This is a genomic window from Bacillus sp. sid0103 (assembly GCF_019219025.1).
The window spans coordinates 123,931-142,374 of sequence record NZ_JAHUWN010000006.1 but is presented as its reverse complement, the minus strand read 5'-3'; the positions used below and the strand labels follow the sequence as shown (position 1 = coordinate 142,374).

The window sequence follows — 18,444 nt, the reverse complement described above, 5'->3', positions numbered from 1 at the left end:
TAAAGAATAGTCTGAAAATAGGGACGATAGTAGTGTATATTGGATACGGAGTGTTACGGGTATTTTTGTTTTTACCATAGCAAAAGGAAGGTTTATGTACTCCTTCCTTTTACTAATAAATATTTATTTTGCTGTTTCAGGAACGTACTGATTTGCTATCATTTCTCCAATGGGATGATTGTTTTGTTGAGTGCTATTGTTGCCGTCTCTTTTCTTCAGCGGTAAATGCGGAAATACTAACTCTGCGAATTGATACGCTTCTTCTAAATGTGGATATCCCGATAGCACAAATGTATCAATACCTAAGGCCGAATATTCTTTCATCCTCTCTGCCACTTGTGTAGGATTGCCTACAAGGGCTGTTCCAGCTCCACCTCGAACGAGACCAACCCCTGCCCAAAGGTTCGGACTGATTTCTAGTGTCTCTCTTCCTCCTTTATGGAGCTTCATCATTCTCTGTTGTCCAACAGAATCTTGACGGGCTAATGTACGTTGTGCTGCCTCAATCGTATCATTATCAATATATTTAATTAAGCGATCAGCAGCTTCCCATGCTTCTCCTTCTGTTTCCCTAACAATTACGTGTAAGCGAATACCAAATCGTACTGTTCTTCCTTCTTGCTCAGCTAAACGGCGAACTTCCCTTATTTTTTGTTCCACCTGTGCAGGTGGCTCTCCCCATGTTAAGTAAACATCTGTATGTTTTGCGGCAACAGCTTGCCCTGCTGGCGATGAGCCCCCGAAATAAATAGGAGGATGCGGATGCTGAACAGGAGGAAAGAGCAGTTTTCCCCCCTCTATTTTCACATGCTTCCCATCATATTGAACCTCTTTTCCTTCTAAAAGATTACGCCAGACGGTTAAAAATTCATCTGTAACCTCATAACGTTCATCATGAGCAAGGAATAATCCATCACCAGCTAATTCAACAGGGTCACCACCTGTGACGACATTAATAAGAAGACGTCCATTGGAAATACGATCCACTGTTGAAGCCATTCTTGCTGCAACAGACGGGGACATAATTCCTGGTCGAACAGCAATCAAAAATTTCAATCGTTCTGTAACAGCCGCCAGCGACGAAGCTAATGTCCAAGGATCCTCGCATGATCTTCCTGTTGGTATTAATACCCCTGTATATCCAAGACGATCAGCTGCTTGAGCGACTTGACGAAAATAAGAAAAATCAGCTAGGCGTCCTCCCTTTGTTGTTCCTAAATATCTGCTGTCCCCATGTGTTGGAATAAACCATAAAATTTCCATTAATTTTACACTCCCTACAAAAAGTAATTAAAAGAATAAATATTAATTTTTAGTAAATCGATAGTTTTAATCGGATTTAACGCACCAGTAAACAACTTTAATTTTTGCAAACGCCAATTATTCATTAACTTACATTTTCTCCCTGATAGCTATCTCGCCATTTTAATAATCTGGACTCTAATACACGAACAATAGAATCAGCTAATTTACCGCCAAGTGCAAAGATAATAATTCCAACAAAAACAACATCTGTGCGGGTAAATTGTCTTGCATCCATGATTAAATAGCCGATTCCTTCACTTGCACCCATCAATTCAGAAACAACTAATCCTAGCCAAGCGGCGCCCAATGATAGGCGAACCCCAAGTAAAATATTAGGAAGAGCAGCCGGAAAAATTAGTAGTGTTACTTGCTTCCATCTACTAAATTCCAAAATGCGGGCTACATCAAATAATTTTTTATCCACTCCGCGAATGCCTAATAAGGTATTTACATATAAAGGGAAAAACGCTCCAAGTGCAATTAGCAAATCCTTTGATAATTCTCCCAATCCAAACCATAGAATAAACAGCGGTGCTAATGCTAAATGGGGCACAGTCCGTAACATTTGCAAAGATGGATCAATAAATTGCTCTGTTTTTTTAGAAAGACCGGTTATCGTCCCGAACAGAAGACCCAAACTTGCACCTAATATAAATCCAATTAGAGCACGGGTGACACTGATTTTTAAATGCCCAAATAATTCACCCGATTGTATTAAAACCCGAAACGATTGAAAAATATCTAATGGTGTTGGTAAAATCGTATTAGACACCTGTAAAAGTGATCCTAACAATTGCCACACAACTAAAATGAGGATTGGTAAAACCAAGCCGCGTGCAATTATTAATGAAGGAACCTGGGATTTAGTGCCCTTCACCTGCTTAGCAACTGTTTGTTTCCTAAATTCTCTAATCGTATTATCGGATGGAAAGGCTAGTTTTGCTTTGCTCATCTAAAATCACCTCACTTATTTTGTTCTTCCTTCAATTCCTTTAATGCTTGCTTAATATAAGAATTATCGACTACCTTTGATGTATCGATTTTCTTTGTAATTGCTTTAAGGGAATATTGGAAATCAGCGGTTTCCTGCTGTGCATTAATAATTTCTTCTGATATTGGCAGATTACGAGATTCGTTGTTTTCGAGTACCTTACGTATTACATCCTTATCAATTTTTTTTGCATTTGCATACAAATCGATTGCATCATTACGGTTTTCTTTTTCATAAAGATGCGCTTTTTCGAATATTTTTAGAAAGCGTACAACAAGATCAGGATGCTCTTTTGTAAATTCTTTACGTGCAATTACGAAACCTGGTGAATAAACATTCAATGACTTACCATCCGCCAGTACTCTTGCATTTTTCTTTAATGTTTGAAGCGAAACGAAAGGTTCCCATATAGACCAAGCATCTACGGCTCCTGTTTCAAACGCTGGCTGTGCTTCATCTGGTTGTAATTGAATAATTTTTACATCATCCGGTTTTAATCCAGCCTTTTCTAAAGCACGATACAGTACATTGAACCCACTGCTTCCTTTTGCCACTGCTATTTTTTTCCCTTTTAAATCGTTTAATGTATTAATCGGACTGTCTTTAGGAACAAGAATCGCATTTCCTTTAAGCCCATCACTTACATTTGCAATTTCTTTAAACTGAATATTTGCTGCTTGACCAGCAACTACAGGTGAATTGCCCACTGCACCAAAATCTAATCGATTGGCTGCCATTGCTTCAAAATGGGGCGGACCGCTTTGAAATACTGTCCATTTTACTTTTACGCCAACCTTTTCGAATTCTTCTTCAAACCATCCTTTTTCCTTTGCAATCAATAACGGACCCAAGCTTTGTTGAATTCCTATATTGATTGTTAGATTTTCATTCTTTCCATTCTTCTCATTTACTGTTGTCGTTTTTGATGTGCATCCTGTTAAAATAACCATCATAATTGCTGTAAATAATAAAACAGATACCCTCAACTTCTTAATCATTTTCTCCATCCTCCTCTAAATACCTGAGCCTTCAATCAACTGAAGTTCATCTACTTTTTCAAATTCACTTAATACCTTTTGTCTAAATTCCTGGAATGACCGGCCCGCCCTTTTCCTAGGATGAGGTAAATCGATCGGAATAATGTTGCTGATTTTACCTGGTCTTGAACTCATGATCACGACACGATCAGCAAGATAAATAGATTCATCTAAGTCGTGCGTAACAAGAATCATAGTCGTTTTCTTCTGATGCCATATCTCTAACAGCACATCCTGTAAATGAGTTCGTGTAAATGCATCAAGTGCACCGAATGGTTCATCAAGCAACATCACCTCCGGATCCCGCAATAACGCTCTGGCAATCGCCACCCTTTGAGACATCCCTCCAGACAGTTCCTTAGGATATGCTCTTTCAAACCCTTTTAATCTTACAATTTCAATGAGTTCATCAACCCTTTTACGTACATTAGCATTTTTAAGAGATAAATCAGCTGCTATATTTTTCTCCACCGTCAGCCAAGGAAAGAGTCGGTGTTCTTGAAAAATAAATCCTTGTTTTATGCTTGGACCTGCTATTTCTTGGTCATTGATTTTAATCGTTCCTTCATATTCGTTATCAAGACCAGCAATAAGCTTCAACAGTGTACTCTTACCACATCCGCTCGGTCCGATAATGGTTACGAATTCGCCTTGCTTCACTTGGAAATTTATATCTTGTAATACTTGTGTTTTTCTCTGCTGCTTAATGAATACCTTTTGTAATGACGACACGGAAACACTCACTATCCTTCTCCTCCTTATAAAAATAGAATGAATAAACATTTGACTTCTCTACCAACTAAATAGCGTTTGTAAGTTCCCACACATTTTAAATGCTACCTCCTTATACTACTTATCCCATCCGACAACTTGGTTTATGGTCATCAAAAACCCCTAAACAATAAAACAACTTAGAAATTCTGAATCTTATGTATTAAAAAAACTCCAACTCCTAGATACTAAGAGTTGGAGCCTTCAGTTGTCTGATAGACCCTTATTTATATGGATGTATTGTATATTATGTTGATAATAACTATACTTATCCTACCTGTGACGGATGGGATGGCATACATTTCTTGCCTTTTGCTAGTTCAAAACAAGCTTCCCTACTGTTGGTGAAAAGTCGGGATTGATCACCTGGTTGTTTATTAAATTAAACCAGTCGGGGAATTTTTTGAAAATTCATATCTTAATATGAGCTTAAACAAACTAATCCTATCTGTCAAGTGGGAATTAGACGAAACTTTAATTTTAATTAATTCTACTGAAAGAATACTCCTACTTCAATTATATGGAGTGGATGATTTTGAACCTCAAAAAATAAGATTGGAAAAGTTGATTCACATAGGAGATTTGAAAGTTTTACGGTACTTCACCTAACAAAAATACCTCCCTCAATCCTTTTAATCTACAAAAACTCCCCAACCGTCAGAATAACCACCATGTGGTTTACTTAAGTTATTTAATTGATCCTGTATTTTAATTAGTTCGTTATAATTTAGAAGCATTCTTTTAGAGCAAGAACATGCCCACTCATCAGTTTCGTCGTCTTGCTCTAGGAAACAGTTGAATCCTTCTCCTTTTAATACTTGCGATAATTTTTTACCTGTCTCTTTATCAGGCACGGCAACAAAAAACTCCACTGATTGTTGTTTTTTAAAATCCAATCCATCTTTATATAAACTACGTAGTGCGTCTCCATCAGCATCATTGGGAAATTTCATTCGTTTTTTCCTCCATTTTCTATTCCATTCATTGTTGTCATTATAATTTACTTAATTCTTTTCGACTAACCATAATTATAAATTCCAACACCTCTGATTTACAAATTTTTAACATCATCTTCATTGTCTCTTAAAATACAAACTATATAATGGGTAGTGTATTATCTATTACTAATAAAAGGAGGATATTAATGTATTTGAAAAAACTAACTCAAAATGGCCTGATAACGATTGATTATTACACAAATGGAGCTTTACAAACCTTAAAAGGGCGCGTTTATCGTCTTAATCTAAAAGACCAATTGCTTTCTTTAAAAGATGAAAAACAAATGTTATTCTCAATCCGTTTGTCATCTATTAGACATATTTATTAACACTTTTATGTTTCAACTTTTTAATCATCAATAAAGCTGAATTAAGAAATTCCTCTAAGTCTAGGTTATTTTTTTTGTCTAATTTTTTACTTGAGCAATTTATATTTTTTTAACGACTTATTTCAACTTTTCTTACCCTTCAAGTTACATCCTCTAAAAGACTGTCACTTCATTTGTACTTTACTAATATTTGTAACATTAAGGTTTTGGGTAGCTATACGAAACATTTTTTTTTATACAAAAGAACCCTTTTCAGACACAAATGTTGATCTCCTGGTATGGGATATCCTAAAATGGTACTTCTTAATAATAAAATTCGAGAAAATTGTTTTTGGCAATAAATAATTTAGTTTATTCCTGATAAAAATAAATTCGTTATTTAGATGAAGCACTTTGTAGTATTTCATAAAATAACTTCCTAATGGTTACATTATAATATAAAAACCAGGAGGGTTAGCATGACGACTTCGAGTGGAGCACCTATTACATCATCAGAATTAGCTAATTTGTGGATGGCTTTTCAAGAAAAAACCATGATACTTAGAGTATTGGAACATTTTATAGAGCACTCAGATCATGAAGGAAAACAACTACTACAGTCTCATTATAATGCTGCCGCCAAAAACGTTGAGATAATTACAAGTATTTTTCGACAAGAAGGGGCAGTAATTCCGATTGGTTTTACAGAAAGCGATGTAAATAAAAGTGTTCCTAAGTTATTTGATTTCATGTACGATATTATGTATTTACATTTGATGACTAAAGTGGAAATGAGCCTTTATGCACTTTTCACTGGCATGTCCTATCGAAAGGATATTGAAGATTTTTTTATAAATATGACCACAGAATCCCAATTGATGAACAGCCAATCAACTCAATTCCTTTTAGATAAAGGGGTACTCGTTCGTCCACCTTTTGTATCAATGCCAAAACAGGTTAATTTTGTTCAGGATAAAAATTATATGGATGGTTTTACTTGGTTTAGTGAAACTAGATCCCTGAATACAGTTGAAGTTTCACTTATCCATCATGCAATTGAAACTAACCTTGTAGGGATGCAATTAATGATTGGTTTCGCACAAGTTGCTGTTGATAAAGATGTTCAAAACTATCTAATCAAAGGAATGGAATTGTCAAAGAAAATCGAAATAGATTTAGGTGAATTTTTACGCCATAGTTATATTGAGCCCCCAGCTACTCATGCTGGTAAAGCAACAACGTCAAAAACTTCGCCATTTTCTGACAAATTGATGATGTACAATACCAGTTTGTTAGCTTCATTTGGGCTCGGAAGTAATGCACTAGGCGGTGGATTCAGTTTACGAAGTGACTTGCCGGCAAAAATGGCTTTTCTTGCAAAAGATATTTTCACTTTTGCTCAAGATGGGGGAAAGCTTATGATCAAAAATGGCTGGATGGAAGAACCACCACAGATTGAGGATCGAAATCAATTAACTAAATGATTTTTTATAGAACAGCAAAACTAACCTTATAAAAGGCTAGTTTTTTCTATTTAGAGTGCATTTTTTACATTTTCCCTCTCCAACGGATTTCAGAATTAGAAAAAAGAATCATTCGCCTATTCTTATTTCAATTATACTATAGACCCGAAAAAAGAGACCTGATTCCCAAATCAGGTCTACTTTCCTACTGCAAATTTATTTAGGTAAAAAGGTTTTTCCCATCAAATAACGGTCCACTTCATGAGCTACCTGCCGTCCCTCGTTGATGGCCCAGACGATTAGGCTTTGCCCTCTTCTTGCATCACCTGCTGCAAATACACCTTCTATATTTGTTCGGTAATCACCGTAAGCTGCTTCAATCTTTTGATTAGCTGCTTTTACACCAAATTGGCTCAAAAGCGGCTGCTCTGTGCCCTCAAATCCAATTGCAATAAACACAAATTGAGCAGGCCAAACTTTTTCCGTACCTGGAATCTCTTTAAAATAAAATCGACCTTCATCGTCTCTTATTTTTTCCATTTGGATGGTGTGAAGCTCTTTCAAATTGCCACTTTCATCCGTAACGATTTTCTTCGTTTGAATAGAATACTGACGAGGATCATCACCAAACTTTGCTTCTGCCTCTTTATAAGCATAATCCATTGTAAAAACATTTGGATAGGCAGGCCACATATTTTCTGAGGTACGCATCTCAGGTAACTGTGGATGTTTGCCAAACTGAACTACACTTCGGCAGTTTTGACGAAGGGCTGTTGCCACACAATCTGCTCCTGTGTCGCCTCCGCCAATGACAATAACGTCCTTGTCTTCTACATTAATAAACTGGCCATCTTCAAAGTTTGAATCCAATAGGCTTTTTGTGGATTTGGTCAGGTATTCCATTGCGAAATAAATCCCTTTGGCCTCGCGCCCTTCAATCACTAGGTCCCTCTGTTTTTGAGCGCCTGTACATAGAATTACGGCATCGAATTGCGCCTGTAATTCTTCAGCTGAAATATCTTCTCCAACCTCAGTATTGGTGACAAAATCAATACCTTCTTGACGCAACAAGCTAATTCGGCGTTCCACGACTTCTTTACCAAGTTTCATATTGGGAATCCCATACATAAGTAATCCGCCTGGACGATCTGAACGTTCGAATACGGTTACCGAGTGCCCTGCCTGGTTTAATTGATCAGCGCTTGCCAATCCAGCTGGACCTGAACCAATAATCGCCACCTTTTTCCCAGTTCTGCGTGCGGGAATTCGAGGGGCAATCCAACCATTTTCAAAACCTTTATCTATAATGGCCTGCTCAATATTTTTAATCGTTACCGCTGGATCCGTAATAGCTAACGTACACGAACCTTCACAAGGAGCCGGACAAACCCGACCGGTAAACTCAGGAAAATTATTCGTTTTAAGCAAACGATCCAGGGCTTCTTTCCACCTGCCGCGATAAACTAAATCGTTCCATTCCGGAATGAGATTATGAATTGGGCAACCTGATGTGGCTCCTTGAAGTTCCATTCCGATATGGCAGAAAGGAGTGGCACAATCCATGCACCGCGCTCCCTGTCTGCTTAACGTTTCATCTGAGCAAGGAACCGAATACTCATTCCAGTCGCCTAAACGCGTAAGGGGATTCCGTTCTTGACCTTTTTCTCGATAGTAATCCATAAATCCAGTTGTTTTACCCATCTTCCTCTCCCTTTCTTAGCGTATTACAGCTTCTGGCTGCTTGGGCGTATTTTTTTGTTTGGAAGAATTGGCTAAAAACGCACTCATAATGGCTTCTTCCTCTGTCAAACCTGCATCTTTTTGTTTTTGGATTTGATCCAACATGCGTTTATAGTCCTTCGGAATGACTTTGACAAATTTTCTGACATGATTTTGCCAGTCTTCTAGGATACAACTTGCTTTCACGCTGTTGGTATAATAAAAATGATTGCGAATCAGTTGCTTAAGCTCTTGTTCGTCGTTTTTAGTTATGAACTCAATTTCAATCATCTCTTGGTTACATAAGTTCTTAAAGGCATCTTGATCATCAGCTAGTACGTATGCAATTCCACCTGACATACCGGCAGCAAAGTTTTTGCCTACATCACCTATAATAACGACACGTCCGCCTGTCATATATTCACAGCCATGGTCGCCTATACCTTCAACTACCACGTTTACACCGCTATTGCGGACCGCAAATCGTTCACCAGCACGACCATTTATATACGCTTCACCACTTGTTGCACCATATAAGGCAACATTCCCGGCGATTACATTTTCACTTGCTGCAATTTTTGTTACTTCGTCGGCTTTCACAATCAATTTACCACCCGATAAACCTTTACCAAGAAAATCATTTACATCACCAGTAATGTTAAGTGTTACACCGTTCGGAACAAAAGCACCAAAACTTTGGCCTGCGGAACCAGTAAACCTAAGGGTAATGGTATCTTCAGGAAGCCCTGCCTCCCCATAACGTTTCGATACTTCACTTCCAACAATCGTCCCAACAACACGGTTAACGTTCGTAATCGGAAAGCTAACATCCACTGGAATTTGATCTTGTAATGCTTTTTGCACAATTGGCAAGATTTGTTGCATATCAAGCGAGTCATCAATTTTATGATTTTGTGGATTCTTAAACGTTCGAACTCCATTAGGTTGATGCAGTAATGGAGTTAAGTCCAGATCCTTTGCTTTCCAGTGTGCCTTTGCACGGTCACTCATTTTCAAAACATCCGAACGGCCAACCATTTCGTCAACTGACCTAAATCCAAGCTCGGCCATTAGTTCCCGAACTTCTTGGGCAATAAAACGCATATAGTTGACAATGTAATCAGCTTCTCCTGAGAACTTTCTACGAAGCTCTGGATTTTGTGTTGCGATTCCAACCGGGCAAGTATCTAAATGACAAACGCGCATCATGACACATCCGAGCACGACGAGCGGTGCGGTCGCAAACCCAAACTCTTCGGCCCCAAATAATGCTGCCATTAAAACATCTTTTCCAGTCATTAATTTACCATCTGTTTCGAGAACTACACGATCACGCAAACCATTAAGCATTAACGTTTGGTGAGCTTCTGCAAGTCCAAGCTCCCATGGTAATCCCGTATGCTGGATACTTGTTTTTGGAGAAGCTCCGGTACCGCCATCGTAACCACTTATTACAATGACATCTGCTGCACCTTTTGCCACACCGGCAGCAATCGTTCCAACGCCGCCTTTGGATACAAGCTTAACGCTGATTCGGGCATCCCGATTGGCATTTTTCAAATCGTGAATCAGTTGAGCCAAATCTTCAATCGAGTAAATATCATGGTGCGGTGGTGGTGAAATCAGCCCAACTCCTGGTGTAGACCCACGGACATCGGCAACCCATGGATAAACCTTATTGCCTGGGAGCTGTCCGCCTTCCCCAGGCTTTGCCCCTTGCGCCATCTTAATTTGCAGTTCATCAGCATTGATAAGATAATGACTTTTCACCCCGAAACGACCTGAAGCAATTTGCTTCACTGCACTGCGGCGGTTATCGCCATTTTCATCCAAGATAAAACGGCTTGAATCTTCCCCGCCTTCACCTGAGTTGCTTTTTCCCCCTAAGCGATTCATCGCAATCGCTAATGTTTCATGGGCTTCCTTACTGATTGAACCAAACGACATTGCCCCTGTTTTGAAACGGCGGACAATGGAATCAACTGGTTCTACCTCGTCTATTGATAAAGACTGTCTAGTTTCATCGAATGTGAACAAATTGCGTAAGAATCCAATTCTTTCTTCATTTGCTAATTTGGAATACTTTTTAAATAATTTATAATCGCCATTTCGGCAAGCCCATTGCAAAGTATGAATAGTTCCAGGGTTAAACGCGTGATGTTCACCTGTTTTTCTCCACTGGAAGTTACTTCCTGAATCTAATGTTTGATCATACGAATCTCCATAAGCCTCTGTATGAAGCATTTTTGCTTCTTTGGCAATCGTATCTAAACCGATACCTCCAAGCTGTGATACTGTTCCAGTAAAATAACGTTCAATGACTTCCTCGCTAATTCCCACTGCTTCAAAAATTTGTGCACCGCGATAGCTTTGGACAGTTGAAATTCCCATTTTGGACATGACTTTTACAACGCCTTCAGTCATACCTTTTACATACTTGCTTACTGCTTCTTCATAGGTGAAGGGTAAACTTCCATCTAAAATAGCCTGCATATAGGTTGCGAAAGCAAGATATGGATTAATCGCATCTACACCATAGCCAATTAAGGCGGATAAATGATGAACTTCACGTACTTCCCCAGATTCGATTATGATACTTACTTTCGTTCTGCTGCCCTCACGAATCAGATGCTGGTGAAGGGCACTTACTGCCAATAAAGAAGGAATCGCAACTTCTTGCTTATTCATTTTACGGTCCGATAAGATTAGCAAACTTACACCTTCAGAAATAGCGGAATCCGCCGCTTGGCATAGCCTTACTAGACTGCCTTCTAGATCTTCAGTGAACAGGATGTCAATTACTTTACTTTTAAAATCGACTGAATTTAAAGATTTCAATTGCTCTAGTTGAGCATTCGTAATCACCGGTGTATCAAGCTGTATCCGGCGGCAGTTTAATACAGAAGGATGTAATATATTCCCTTCCGATCCTAATAACGTCATCGTAGACGTGACAATTTCTTCACGAAGAGAGTCAATTGGCGGATTCGTTACTTGAGCAAATAATTGCTTAAAGTAGTTAAACAATGATTGCGAACGGTCAGATAACACCGCTAAAGGCATGTCATTCCCCATTGCTCCTACTGGGTCTTTTCCTTCATTTACTACAGGAACTAAATATTTTGAAATATCTTCGTATGTGTATCCAAATGCTTTCTGACGAACTAGTAAATCCGTTAGAACCTCATATTTGTTTTGTCTATCTTCTTTTAATCGAACAAGCTGTTCGTCGAGCCATTGTTGATACGGAAGTGCCTCAGCCATCTCTGTTTTTACTTCTTCATCAGAAATAATTCTTCCCTCTTCAAAATCAATCAATAGCATTTTCCCTGGGCTTAAACGTTCTTTATATAATACTTTTTCCGGTTTGACATCGATGACGCCAACCTCTGATGAAAAAATAATATAATCATCATCCGTAACGTAATAACGAGCCGGACGAAGGCCGTTCCGATCTAAAATAGCTCCAATTTGTTTACCGTCCGTAAAGGAAATAGCCGTTGGCCCATCCCAAGGTTCCATTAAGCAACTATGATACTCGTAGAACGCTCTCTTTTCTCTTGTCATATGGGGATTTTCTGACCACGGCTCAGGAATCAGCATCATTGCTGCATGAGCAGGTTTCCGGCCCGCCAGTACCAAGAATTCAAGTGCGTTATCTAAAATAGACGAGTCACTTCCATCGGTATCTAAGATGGGCAGCACCTTTTGCAGGTCGTCTCCGAATGCTTCTGACACAAATTGCTTTTCACGTGCCTTCATCCATTGGACATTGCCCCTAAGAGTATTAATTTCTCCATTATGGATTAGGTAACGGTTAGGATGAGCTCGCTCCCAACTTGGGAACGTATTTGTACTAAAGCGGGAATGCACTAAAGCAAAAGCCGATACAAAACTCTCATTCTGTAAATCTAGATAAAAACTGTCTACCTGTTCTGGTGTTAATAACCCTTTATATACAATAGTTTTACTTGAAAGGCTGGCAAAATAAAAATTTAACTCAGATTCCTTAGCCCATTTTTCTGATTGTTTTCTAATGATATATAATTTCCGCTCGAAAGATAATTCATCCAACAGTCCTTCGTTTGCCCCGATAAATACTTGGCGGATGAACGGCTGGCTTTTCTTGGCTGTTTCACCGATTGTCTCCGCATTGACAGGCACAGTCCTCCATCCGAGAACCTTCTGCCCTTCTTGTTCAACCATTTGATTGATATAGGATTCTATTTGTTCTCTCTCTGAATCATTTTTTGAGAAAAATAGCATCCCTACCCCGTAACTGCCTTTCTCTGGTAATTGAACGTTTTGGAGGGCATCGCGGAAAAACGCATCGGGAATCTGGACCATAAGCCCGGCACCATCTCCTGTAAATGGATCACTTCCCTGTCCCCCGCGGTGGTCGAGCTTACAAAGCATACTTAGTCCTTTTGTTACAATCTCATGAGTTGCAATCCCTTTAATGTGGGCATATAACCCAATTCCACATGCATCATGTTCGTATTCTGGGCGGTAGAGACCTTGTGCTTTTGGTAGTTGATGAAATGTCATTTTTATCTCCCCCGTTCTTAATTTTCCGATAAATCAGTATGATAGTAATTTTATGTTTAAATATACATATAAACAATATATAATTCAGATTAAATCAATCTAATTTTAATATGAATGGAGGAAATGAGGGTGGAATTGCGTCAATTACGATATTTTATGGAGGTTGCTGAACGTGAACATGTTACGGAGGCAGCTGAAAATCTAAATGTAGCCCAATCCGCAATCAGTTTCCAGATAGCCAAACTAGAAGATGAACTCGGTGTTCGTTTATTTGAAAGAACTGGAAGGAACATTAAATTAACGCAGATTGGCATGATCTTTTTAACTCAAATAAAAAAGGCAGTAAAATATATTGATGAAGCAAAAGAAAAGGTGGATGAATATTTAGACCCGCAATCCGGCACCATTAAAATTGGATATCCAACTAGTTTAGCAAGCTATTGGCTTCCAACCGTCATTTCCGCTTTCAGAACAAAGCAACCAAATGTAGTTTTCCATTTGCGACAGGGATCTTACCAATACTTAATTGATGCCGTTAAAAATGGTGAAATTGATATAGCGTTTATTGGCCCTGTCCCAACCAAAGATCCTGATATTGAAGCAAAGATTTTATTTACAGAAAATATTTCTGCTTTGCTTCCGGCGAACCATGCACTTGCGGACCGAAAGAGGCTAGACCTCAGTGAGTTACGCACTGAATCCTTCGTGTCATTTCCAAAAGGGTATATTCTCCAAAAAATTGCAGTAGAGGCATGCAAAGAAGCAGGATTTGTACCAAATATCACGTCAGAGGGTGAGGATTTAGATGCCTTAAAGGGACTGGTCTCAGCAGGCATTGGTGTATGCCTCTTACCAGAAAGCACCGTTCATGACTCTATACCGAGATATACAGTAAAAATAGCGATTGATTCCCCTAAAGTAAAACGAACAGTCGGCCTAATCACACCAAAACACAGAGACCTAGCACCCTCCGAAAACCTTTTTTACCAATTTGCGATAGACTTTTTCCGTGTATTAGAGCAGTTCCAATAGACTGGATTTTGGGTGTCATTTATTGGTGTCAGGCACCATAAAAAGACACTTAGGTTCATTTGTCCATATGGGGTGGACTTTATAGGCAGATCTTTATTCTGTGGTCACAGGAATTAGAGATTTAGCAATCATAAGCGGTTTTAAGGACAAAAGGCGCCGCAGGCTCTGGATATTTGTCCTTCATAAGCGGTTTGAAAGACAAAAGGCGCCGCAGGCTCTGGATATTTGTCCTTCATTAGCGGAATGAAGGACAAAAGGCGCCTCAGACTCTGGATATTTGTCATTCATAAGCGGTTTGAAAGACAAAAGGCGCCGTAGGCTCTGGATATTTGTCCTTCATAAGCGGAATGAAGGACAAAAGACGCCGCAGGCTCTGGATATTTGTCCTTCATAAGCGGTCTGAAAGACAAAAGGCGCCGCAGGCTCTGGATATTTGTCCTTCATAAGCGGAATGAAGGACAAAAGGCGCCTCAGACTCTGGATATTTGTCCTTCATAAGCGGTTTGAAAGACAAAAGGCGCCGTAGGCTCTGGATATTTGTCCTTCATAAGCGGTTTGAAAGACAAAAGGCGCCGCAGGCTCTGGATATTTGTCCTTCATAAGCGGAATGAAGGACAAAAGACGCTGTTGGAGCAAGAGATTTATCCTTCATTTGGGCCGCTTATGAAGCCTCTAAAAAATTGTCAACGAAATGCCTTTGATCCTATATCTGTTCGGTAATGAGCACCTATAAAAGATACCTTTTCCACGGATTGGTAAGCCAAATCTCTCGCTTCCTTCAAATGGTCGCCAATGGCAGTGATCCCCAGGACTCGGCCGCCATTTGTTAGAATTTCTCCATCCTTTGCAGTGGTGCCGGCATGGAATACAATAGACGGATAAGTTATATGTTCCAATCCTTTTATCACTTGGCCTTTTTCGTATGGTCCCGGATAGCCAGCAGAAGACATTATCACGCAAACAGCAGACTTGTTCTTCCATTTCACCTCTAGATTTTCTAATTCTCCGGTGAGGCTTGCAAGCAAGATATCAATTAAATCTGTTTCAAGCAATGGAAGAACTACCTGTGTTTCCGGATCGCCAAAGCGAGCATTATATTCAATGACCTTTGGACCTGATTTTGTCAGCATCAAACCAGTATAGAGGATTCCCTCATATGGGCAGCCTTCCTCTACCATAGCTTTTGCCGTTGGTTCGACTATTTCATTAATAATCCGCTCAACCATTGATGGATCAATATGTGGTAACGGCGCGTAAGTTCCCATTCCACCAGTGTTAGGTCCCTTGTCGCCATCATATACCGGCTTATGGTCCTGTGCCGGAACCATTGCCTTTACAGTAGCCCTACTCACAAAAGCGAGCAGGGTCAATTCTTCTCCTTCCAGAAATTCCTCAACAACCACCCTCGCCCCCGCCGAGCCAAAGGAAACTTCTTGCATCATACTATGAAGTGCTTCTTCGGCTTCTTCCAATGTTTTTGCCACAACCACACCTTTTCCTGCAGCCAATCCATCCGCTTTGATCACGATTGGTGCCCCTTCACCGCGGACATAGGAGAGTGCATCCTCATAGTTAGTAAAAGAAGAATATTTAGCTGTTGGAATCTGATACTTCATCATTAATTCTTTAGCGAACGCCTTACTTCCCTCTATCAATGCCGCTTCCTTTGAAGGTCCATATACCGCTAAACCCCGTTCTTTAAAATAATTGACAATACCCAATGAGAGCGGCTCTTCTGGTCCTACAAAAGTAAGATCGATTTGTTCTTTTTCTGCAAAATCCGCTAATTTCTTAATGTCTGAAACAGCGATTGAAACACATTCCGCTAACTCTGCAATCCCTGGATTGCCCGGAGCACAATAAACTTGAGTAACTTTAGAACTTTGAGACAGTTTCCAAACAATCGCATGCTCACGGCCGCCTCCCCCTATGACTAACACCTTCATTTCGTCTTACCTCCTAGTGTTTAAAATGTCTAAAACACCCATTGTCCATGGCTGAACAATTACACGGAAAATAATTATCCTACAATAACATCTATGATGCTGATGCGGCTTCCGGATTTCGCTAATGGGTTTCGATAAAAGGCAGCATTTTGATGAGGGTTCTCTCCATATCGTAAGTCATGTGCCTTTTCAAATGTAACGGTAAATTGATCCGGCCATTCTTCTCCGCTTTGCTTCGTTAAATAATTAGAAATTAAGGAATCATAGGCTGCAGTATGTCGGAACACCTTCGCAGCTAATCGTCTTTTCGTTTCAATGGTTACTTCACCATTTTTCATTTCATTCAGGATGATTGGATAATACAGAGCGTCTACGACTACGGTAACAAAGGCATGATTTTTAGCTGCTAAGCGCAACATGTTCGGACCGCCGATATCAATTTTCGATTGCATCTTCATATGTAACATTGGGTTTCGCAATGGTTTCTCTAAATGGATATAAATTCACGACAACCAAATCAATCAGGTGAATGCCACGCTCCTCGATTTGCTTTCGATGTTCTTCCTTATCCCTAATGGCTAAAAGGCCGCTATGAATATTGGGATGAAGGGTTTTCACTCGGCCATCTAATATTTCCGGAAAACCCAGTTACCTCAGATATACCTGTTACCTGTACACCTTTTTCAGCAAGCAGCTTTTTCATTCCGCAGCCTCCTTATTCGCCAGTCTTTGGATCACTTCTGGTAATAATGTGTGCTCCTGCACCTGAATCTTTTTTATCAATGTTTCTCTGGTCTCTTCCGAATCAATTGTAACGGCTCGCTGGTCGATTATGGGCCCTGTATCCATTCCTTCGTCCACATAATGGACAGTGACACCTGTTACCTTTACCCCGTAATCGAGTGCTTGACCAATAGCATCTTTTCCTGCGAATGCTGGTAATAAGGACGGGTGGACATTGATTATTTTCCGATCGTATGCATGCAGTAAAACATGACCTAACAGTCGCATATATCCTGCCAGTAAGATGAAATCAACCTTCAGTTGTGTTAACTTTTCAAGGATCTCTTCTTCATAGGCTTGTTTGTTTGGATAATCTTTTGCAGTAAAAGAAAAAACCGGGATTGATTCATTAATAGCATTGCGGACTGCAATGGCTTCTGGACGGTCACTCACCAGTAAAACCACTTCAACGTTATTGATTTTTTTTGATTTTATGGATTCTAGAATTGCAGCAAAATTAGAACCCGTACCAGAAGCAAAAACGGCAATCTTCATACTTACTCCTTCTTGAATACGACGTCTTCGTTTCCTTTTTGCACTGTACCGATTACAAAAGCATTTTCACCCAACGTTTCCAAGTGATCCAAAACGCCCCGAGAGTCCGCAATATCGACCACTAAAATCATCCCTATTCCCATATTAAAAGTTCGGAACATATCATAATCAGATATTTTACCTTTTTGTTGGATAAAGGAAAAAACCCCAGGGACCTTCCATGATCCATCCCTAATTTCAGCCTGTAAACCTTTGGGCAAAACTCGTGGAATGTTATCATAAAAACCCCCGCCTGTTACATGTACCATTCCAGTGACATTAAATTTCCGTATCGTTGAAAGGACCGATTTCACATAAATTTTGGTGGGTTCAAGCAACACTTTTCCTAATTCAGTCCCCAATTCCTCCACATAATCACCTAATGAGAGCTTTGCATCCTCCAATAGAACCTTTCGGACAAGTGAAAACCCATTGCTATGTATACCACTTGAAGTTAACCCAATGAGTGCTTGGCCTTCTTTTACTTTTGTTCCATCAATAACATGTTTTTGATCAACCATACCTACCGTGAATCCAGCAATGTCATATTCCTCGTCCTGGTACATTCCCGGCATCTCGGCAGTTTCCCCGCCAATTAGGGAACACCCCGCCTGAACACAGCCATCTGCAATCCCCTTAACAATCGCTTCAATTTTTTCCGGGATGATCTTACCGCAGGCTAAATAATCTAGAAAAAAAAGCGGCTCGGCTCCTTGGACGATGACGTCATTCACACACATGGCAACCGCATCGATTCCAATGGTATCATGCTTGTTCATGGCAAAAGCAATTTTCAATTTGGTCCCTACTCCATCCGTACCTGAAACAAAAACAGGCTCTTCTATCTTCGATAAATCTGGTTTAAATAGGGCCCCAAAGCCTCCTAGTCCTGTTAAAACCTCTGGCCGGAAGGTTTTTTTTACATGTTTTTTCATTCGTTCAACTGCTTCATTTCCCGCATCGATATTTACACCAGCTTGACGGTAAGCATCACTCACTTCGTTTCTCT

The 18,444-nt window shown here is 39.8% G+C and carries 13 protein-coding genes and 1 pseudogene; 3 read left to right on the top strand and 11 right to left on the bottom strand.

Annotated elements, in window-relative coordinates:
- Nucleotides 1-123 precede the first annotated feature (123 nt).
- The 5 genes from ssuD to KW850_RS08945 all read right to left on the bottom strand — a co-directional run bounded on the left by ssuD (nt 124) and on the right by KW850_RS08945 (nt 5,057).
- On the bottom strand, nt 124-1,263 hold the full coding sequence (gene ssuD, locus KW850_RS08965; protein ID WP_218347219.1) for an FMNH2-dependent alkanesulfonate monooxygenase: 1,140 nt from the start codon (nt 1,261-1,263) through the stop codon (nt 124-126).
- A 124-nt stretch (nt 1,264-1,387) separates the two neighbouring features.
- Nucleotides 1,388-2,257, bottom strand: coding sequence for an ABC transporter permease (locus tag KW850_RS08960; protein ID WP_218347218.1), 870 nt, complete (start codon nt 2,255-2,257; stop codon nt 1,388-1,390).
- A gap of 11 nt (nt 2,258-2,268) precedes the next feature.
- Nucleotides 2,269-3,294, bottom strand: a complete 1,026-nt coding sequence (locus KW850_RS08955; protein ID WP_218347217.1) for an aliphatic sulfonate ABC transporter substrate-binding protein — start codon at nt 3,292-3,294, stop codon at nt 2,269-2,271.
- 15 nt (nt 3,295-3,309) lie between these two features.
- Complete coding sequence (locus tag KW850_RS08950; RefSeq protein ID WP_218347216.1) at nt 3,310-4,077, bottom strand: ABC transporter ATP-binding protein; 768 nt, start codon at nt 4,075-4,077, stop codon at nt 3,310-3,312.
- Between the two features lie 659 nt (nt 4,078-4,736).
- Nucleotides 4,737-5,057: a ribonuclease E inhibitor RraB gene (locus KW850_RS08945; RefSeq protein WP_218347215.1), complete on the bottom strand. Its 321-nt coding sequence runs from the start codon at nt 5,055-5,057 to the stop codon at nt 4,737-4,739.
- Between the two features lie 191 nt (nt 5,058-5,248).
- Between KW850_RS08945 and KW850_RS08940 the strand changes: the two genes are divergently transcribed.
- Together KW850_RS08940 and KW850_RS08935 are read left to right on the top strand one after the other, a co-directional pair.
- Nucleotides 5,249-5,431, top strand: a complete 183-nt coding sequence (locus KW850_RS08940) for a YolD-like family protein (protein WP_218347214.1) — start codon at nt 5,249-5,251, stop codon at nt 5,429-5,431.
- Nucleotides 5,432-5,889: 458 nt separating this feature from the next.
- On the top strand, nt 5,890-6,894 hold the full coding sequence (locus KW850_RS08935; protein WP_218347213.1) for a DUF3231 family protein: 1,005 nt from the start codon (nt 5,890-5,892) through the stop codon (nt 6,892-6,894).
- Between the two features lie 195 nt (nt 6,895-7,089).
- Here the strand turns inward: KW850_RS08935 and gltD are convergent, their stop codons facing one another.
- Together gltD and gltB are read right to left on the bottom strand one after the other, a co-directional pair.
- Complete coding sequence (gene gltD / locus KW850_RS08930) at nt 7,090-8,574, bottom strand: glutamate synthase small subunit (protein WP_218347212.1); 1,485 nt, start codon at nt 8,572-8,574, stop codon at nt 7,090-7,092.
- Between the two features lie 15 nt (nt 8,575-8,589).
- The gene (gltB, locus tag KW850_RS08925) at nt 8,590-13,140 is read right to left on the bottom strand and encodes a glutamate synthase large subunit (RefSeq protein WP_218347211.1); all 4,551 of its coding nucleotides are present in this window, start codon (nt 13,138-13,140) and stop codon (nt 8,590-8,592) included.
- A 129-nt stretch (nt 13,141-13,269) separates the two neighbouring features.
- On the opposite strand from gltB, the gene gltC reads away from it, so the two are divergent.
- Nucleotides 13,270-14,172 (top strand): glutamate biosynthesis transcriptional regulator GltC, encoded by a 903-nt coding sequence (gltC, locus tag KW850_RS08920; RefSeq protein WP_218347210.1) that lies wholly within the window; start codon nt 13,270-13,272, stop codon nt 14,170-14,172.
- Nucleotides 14,173-14,855: 683 nt separating this feature from the next.
- On the opposite strand, the gene purD is transcribed toward gltC, so the two are convergent.
- The 4 genes and pseudogenes from purD to purM form a co-directional block, all read right to left on the bottom strand.
- Nucleotides 14,856-16,118, bottom strand: coding sequence for a phosphoribosylamine--glycine ligase (purD, locus tag KW850_RS08915; protein ID WP_218347209.1), 1,263 nt, complete (start codon nt 16,116-16,118; stop codon nt 14,856-14,858).
- 107 nt (nt 16,119-16,225) lie between these two features.
- A pseudogene (gene purH / locus KW850_RS08910) lies at nt 16,226-16,824 on the bottom strand (bifunctional phosphoribosylaminoimidazolecarboxamide formyltransferase/IMP cyclohydrolase); the annotation flags it as partial.
- Nucleotides 16,818-17,396, bottom strand: coding sequence for a phosphoribosylglycinamide formyltransferase (gene purN, locus KW850_RS08905; RefSeq protein ID WP_218347208.1), 579 nt, complete (start codon nt 17,394-17,396; stop codon nt 16,818-16,820). The gene purN and the pseudogene purH, both read right to left, overlap by 7 nt.
- Nucleotides 17,397-17,398: 2 nt before the next feature.
- Nucleotides 17,399-18,433 (bottom strand): phosphoribosylformylglycinamidine cyclo-ligase, encoded by a 1,035-nt coding sequence (gene purM, locus KW850_RS08900; RefSeq protein WP_218347207.1) that lies wholly within the window; start codon nt 18,431-18,433, stop codon nt 17,399-17,401.
- Between the last annotated feature and the right edge of the window lie 11 nt (nt 18,434-18,444).

Bases quoted from the DNA above. Each gene is read 5' to 3' on its own strand.
- ssuD (WP_218347219.1), bottom strand. From the start codon at position 1,263: ATGGAAATTTTATGGTTTATTCCAACACATGGGGACAGCAGATATTTA.
- KW850_RS08960 (WP_218347218.1), bottom strand. From the start codon at position 2,257: ATGAGCAAAGCAAAACTAGCCTTTCCATCCGATAATACGATTAGAGAA.
- KW850_RS08955 (WP_218347217.1), bottom strand. From the start codon at position 3,294: ATGATTAAGAAGTTGAGGGTATCTGTTTTATTATTTACAGCAATTATG.
- KW850_RS08945 (WP_218347215.1), bottom strand. From the start codon at position 5,057: ATGAAATTTCCCAATGATGCTGATGGAGACGCACTACGTAGTTTATAT.
- KW850_RS08940 (WP_218347214.1), top strand. From the start codon at position 5,249: ATGTATTTGAAAAAACTAACTCAAAATGGCCTGATAACGATTGATTAT.
- KW850_RS08935 (WP_218347213.1), top strand. From the start codon at position 5,890: ATGACGACTTCGAGTGGAGCACCTATTACATCATCAGAATTAGCTAAT.
- gltD (WP_218347212.1), bottom strand. From the start codon at position 8,574: ATGGGTAAAACAACTGGATTTATGGATTACTATCGAGAAAAAGGTCAA.
- gltB (WP_218347211.1), bottom strand. From the start codon at position 13,140: ATGACATTTCATCAACTACCAAAAGCACAAGGTCTCTACCGCCCAGAA.
- purD (WP_218347209.1), bottom strand. From the start codon at position 16,118: ATGAAGGTGTTAGTCATAGGGGGAGGCGGCCGTGAGCATGCGATTGTT.
- purN (WP_218347208.1), bottom strand. From the start codon at position 17,396: ATGAAGATTGCCGTTTTTGCTTCTGGTACGGGTTCTAATTTTGCTGCA.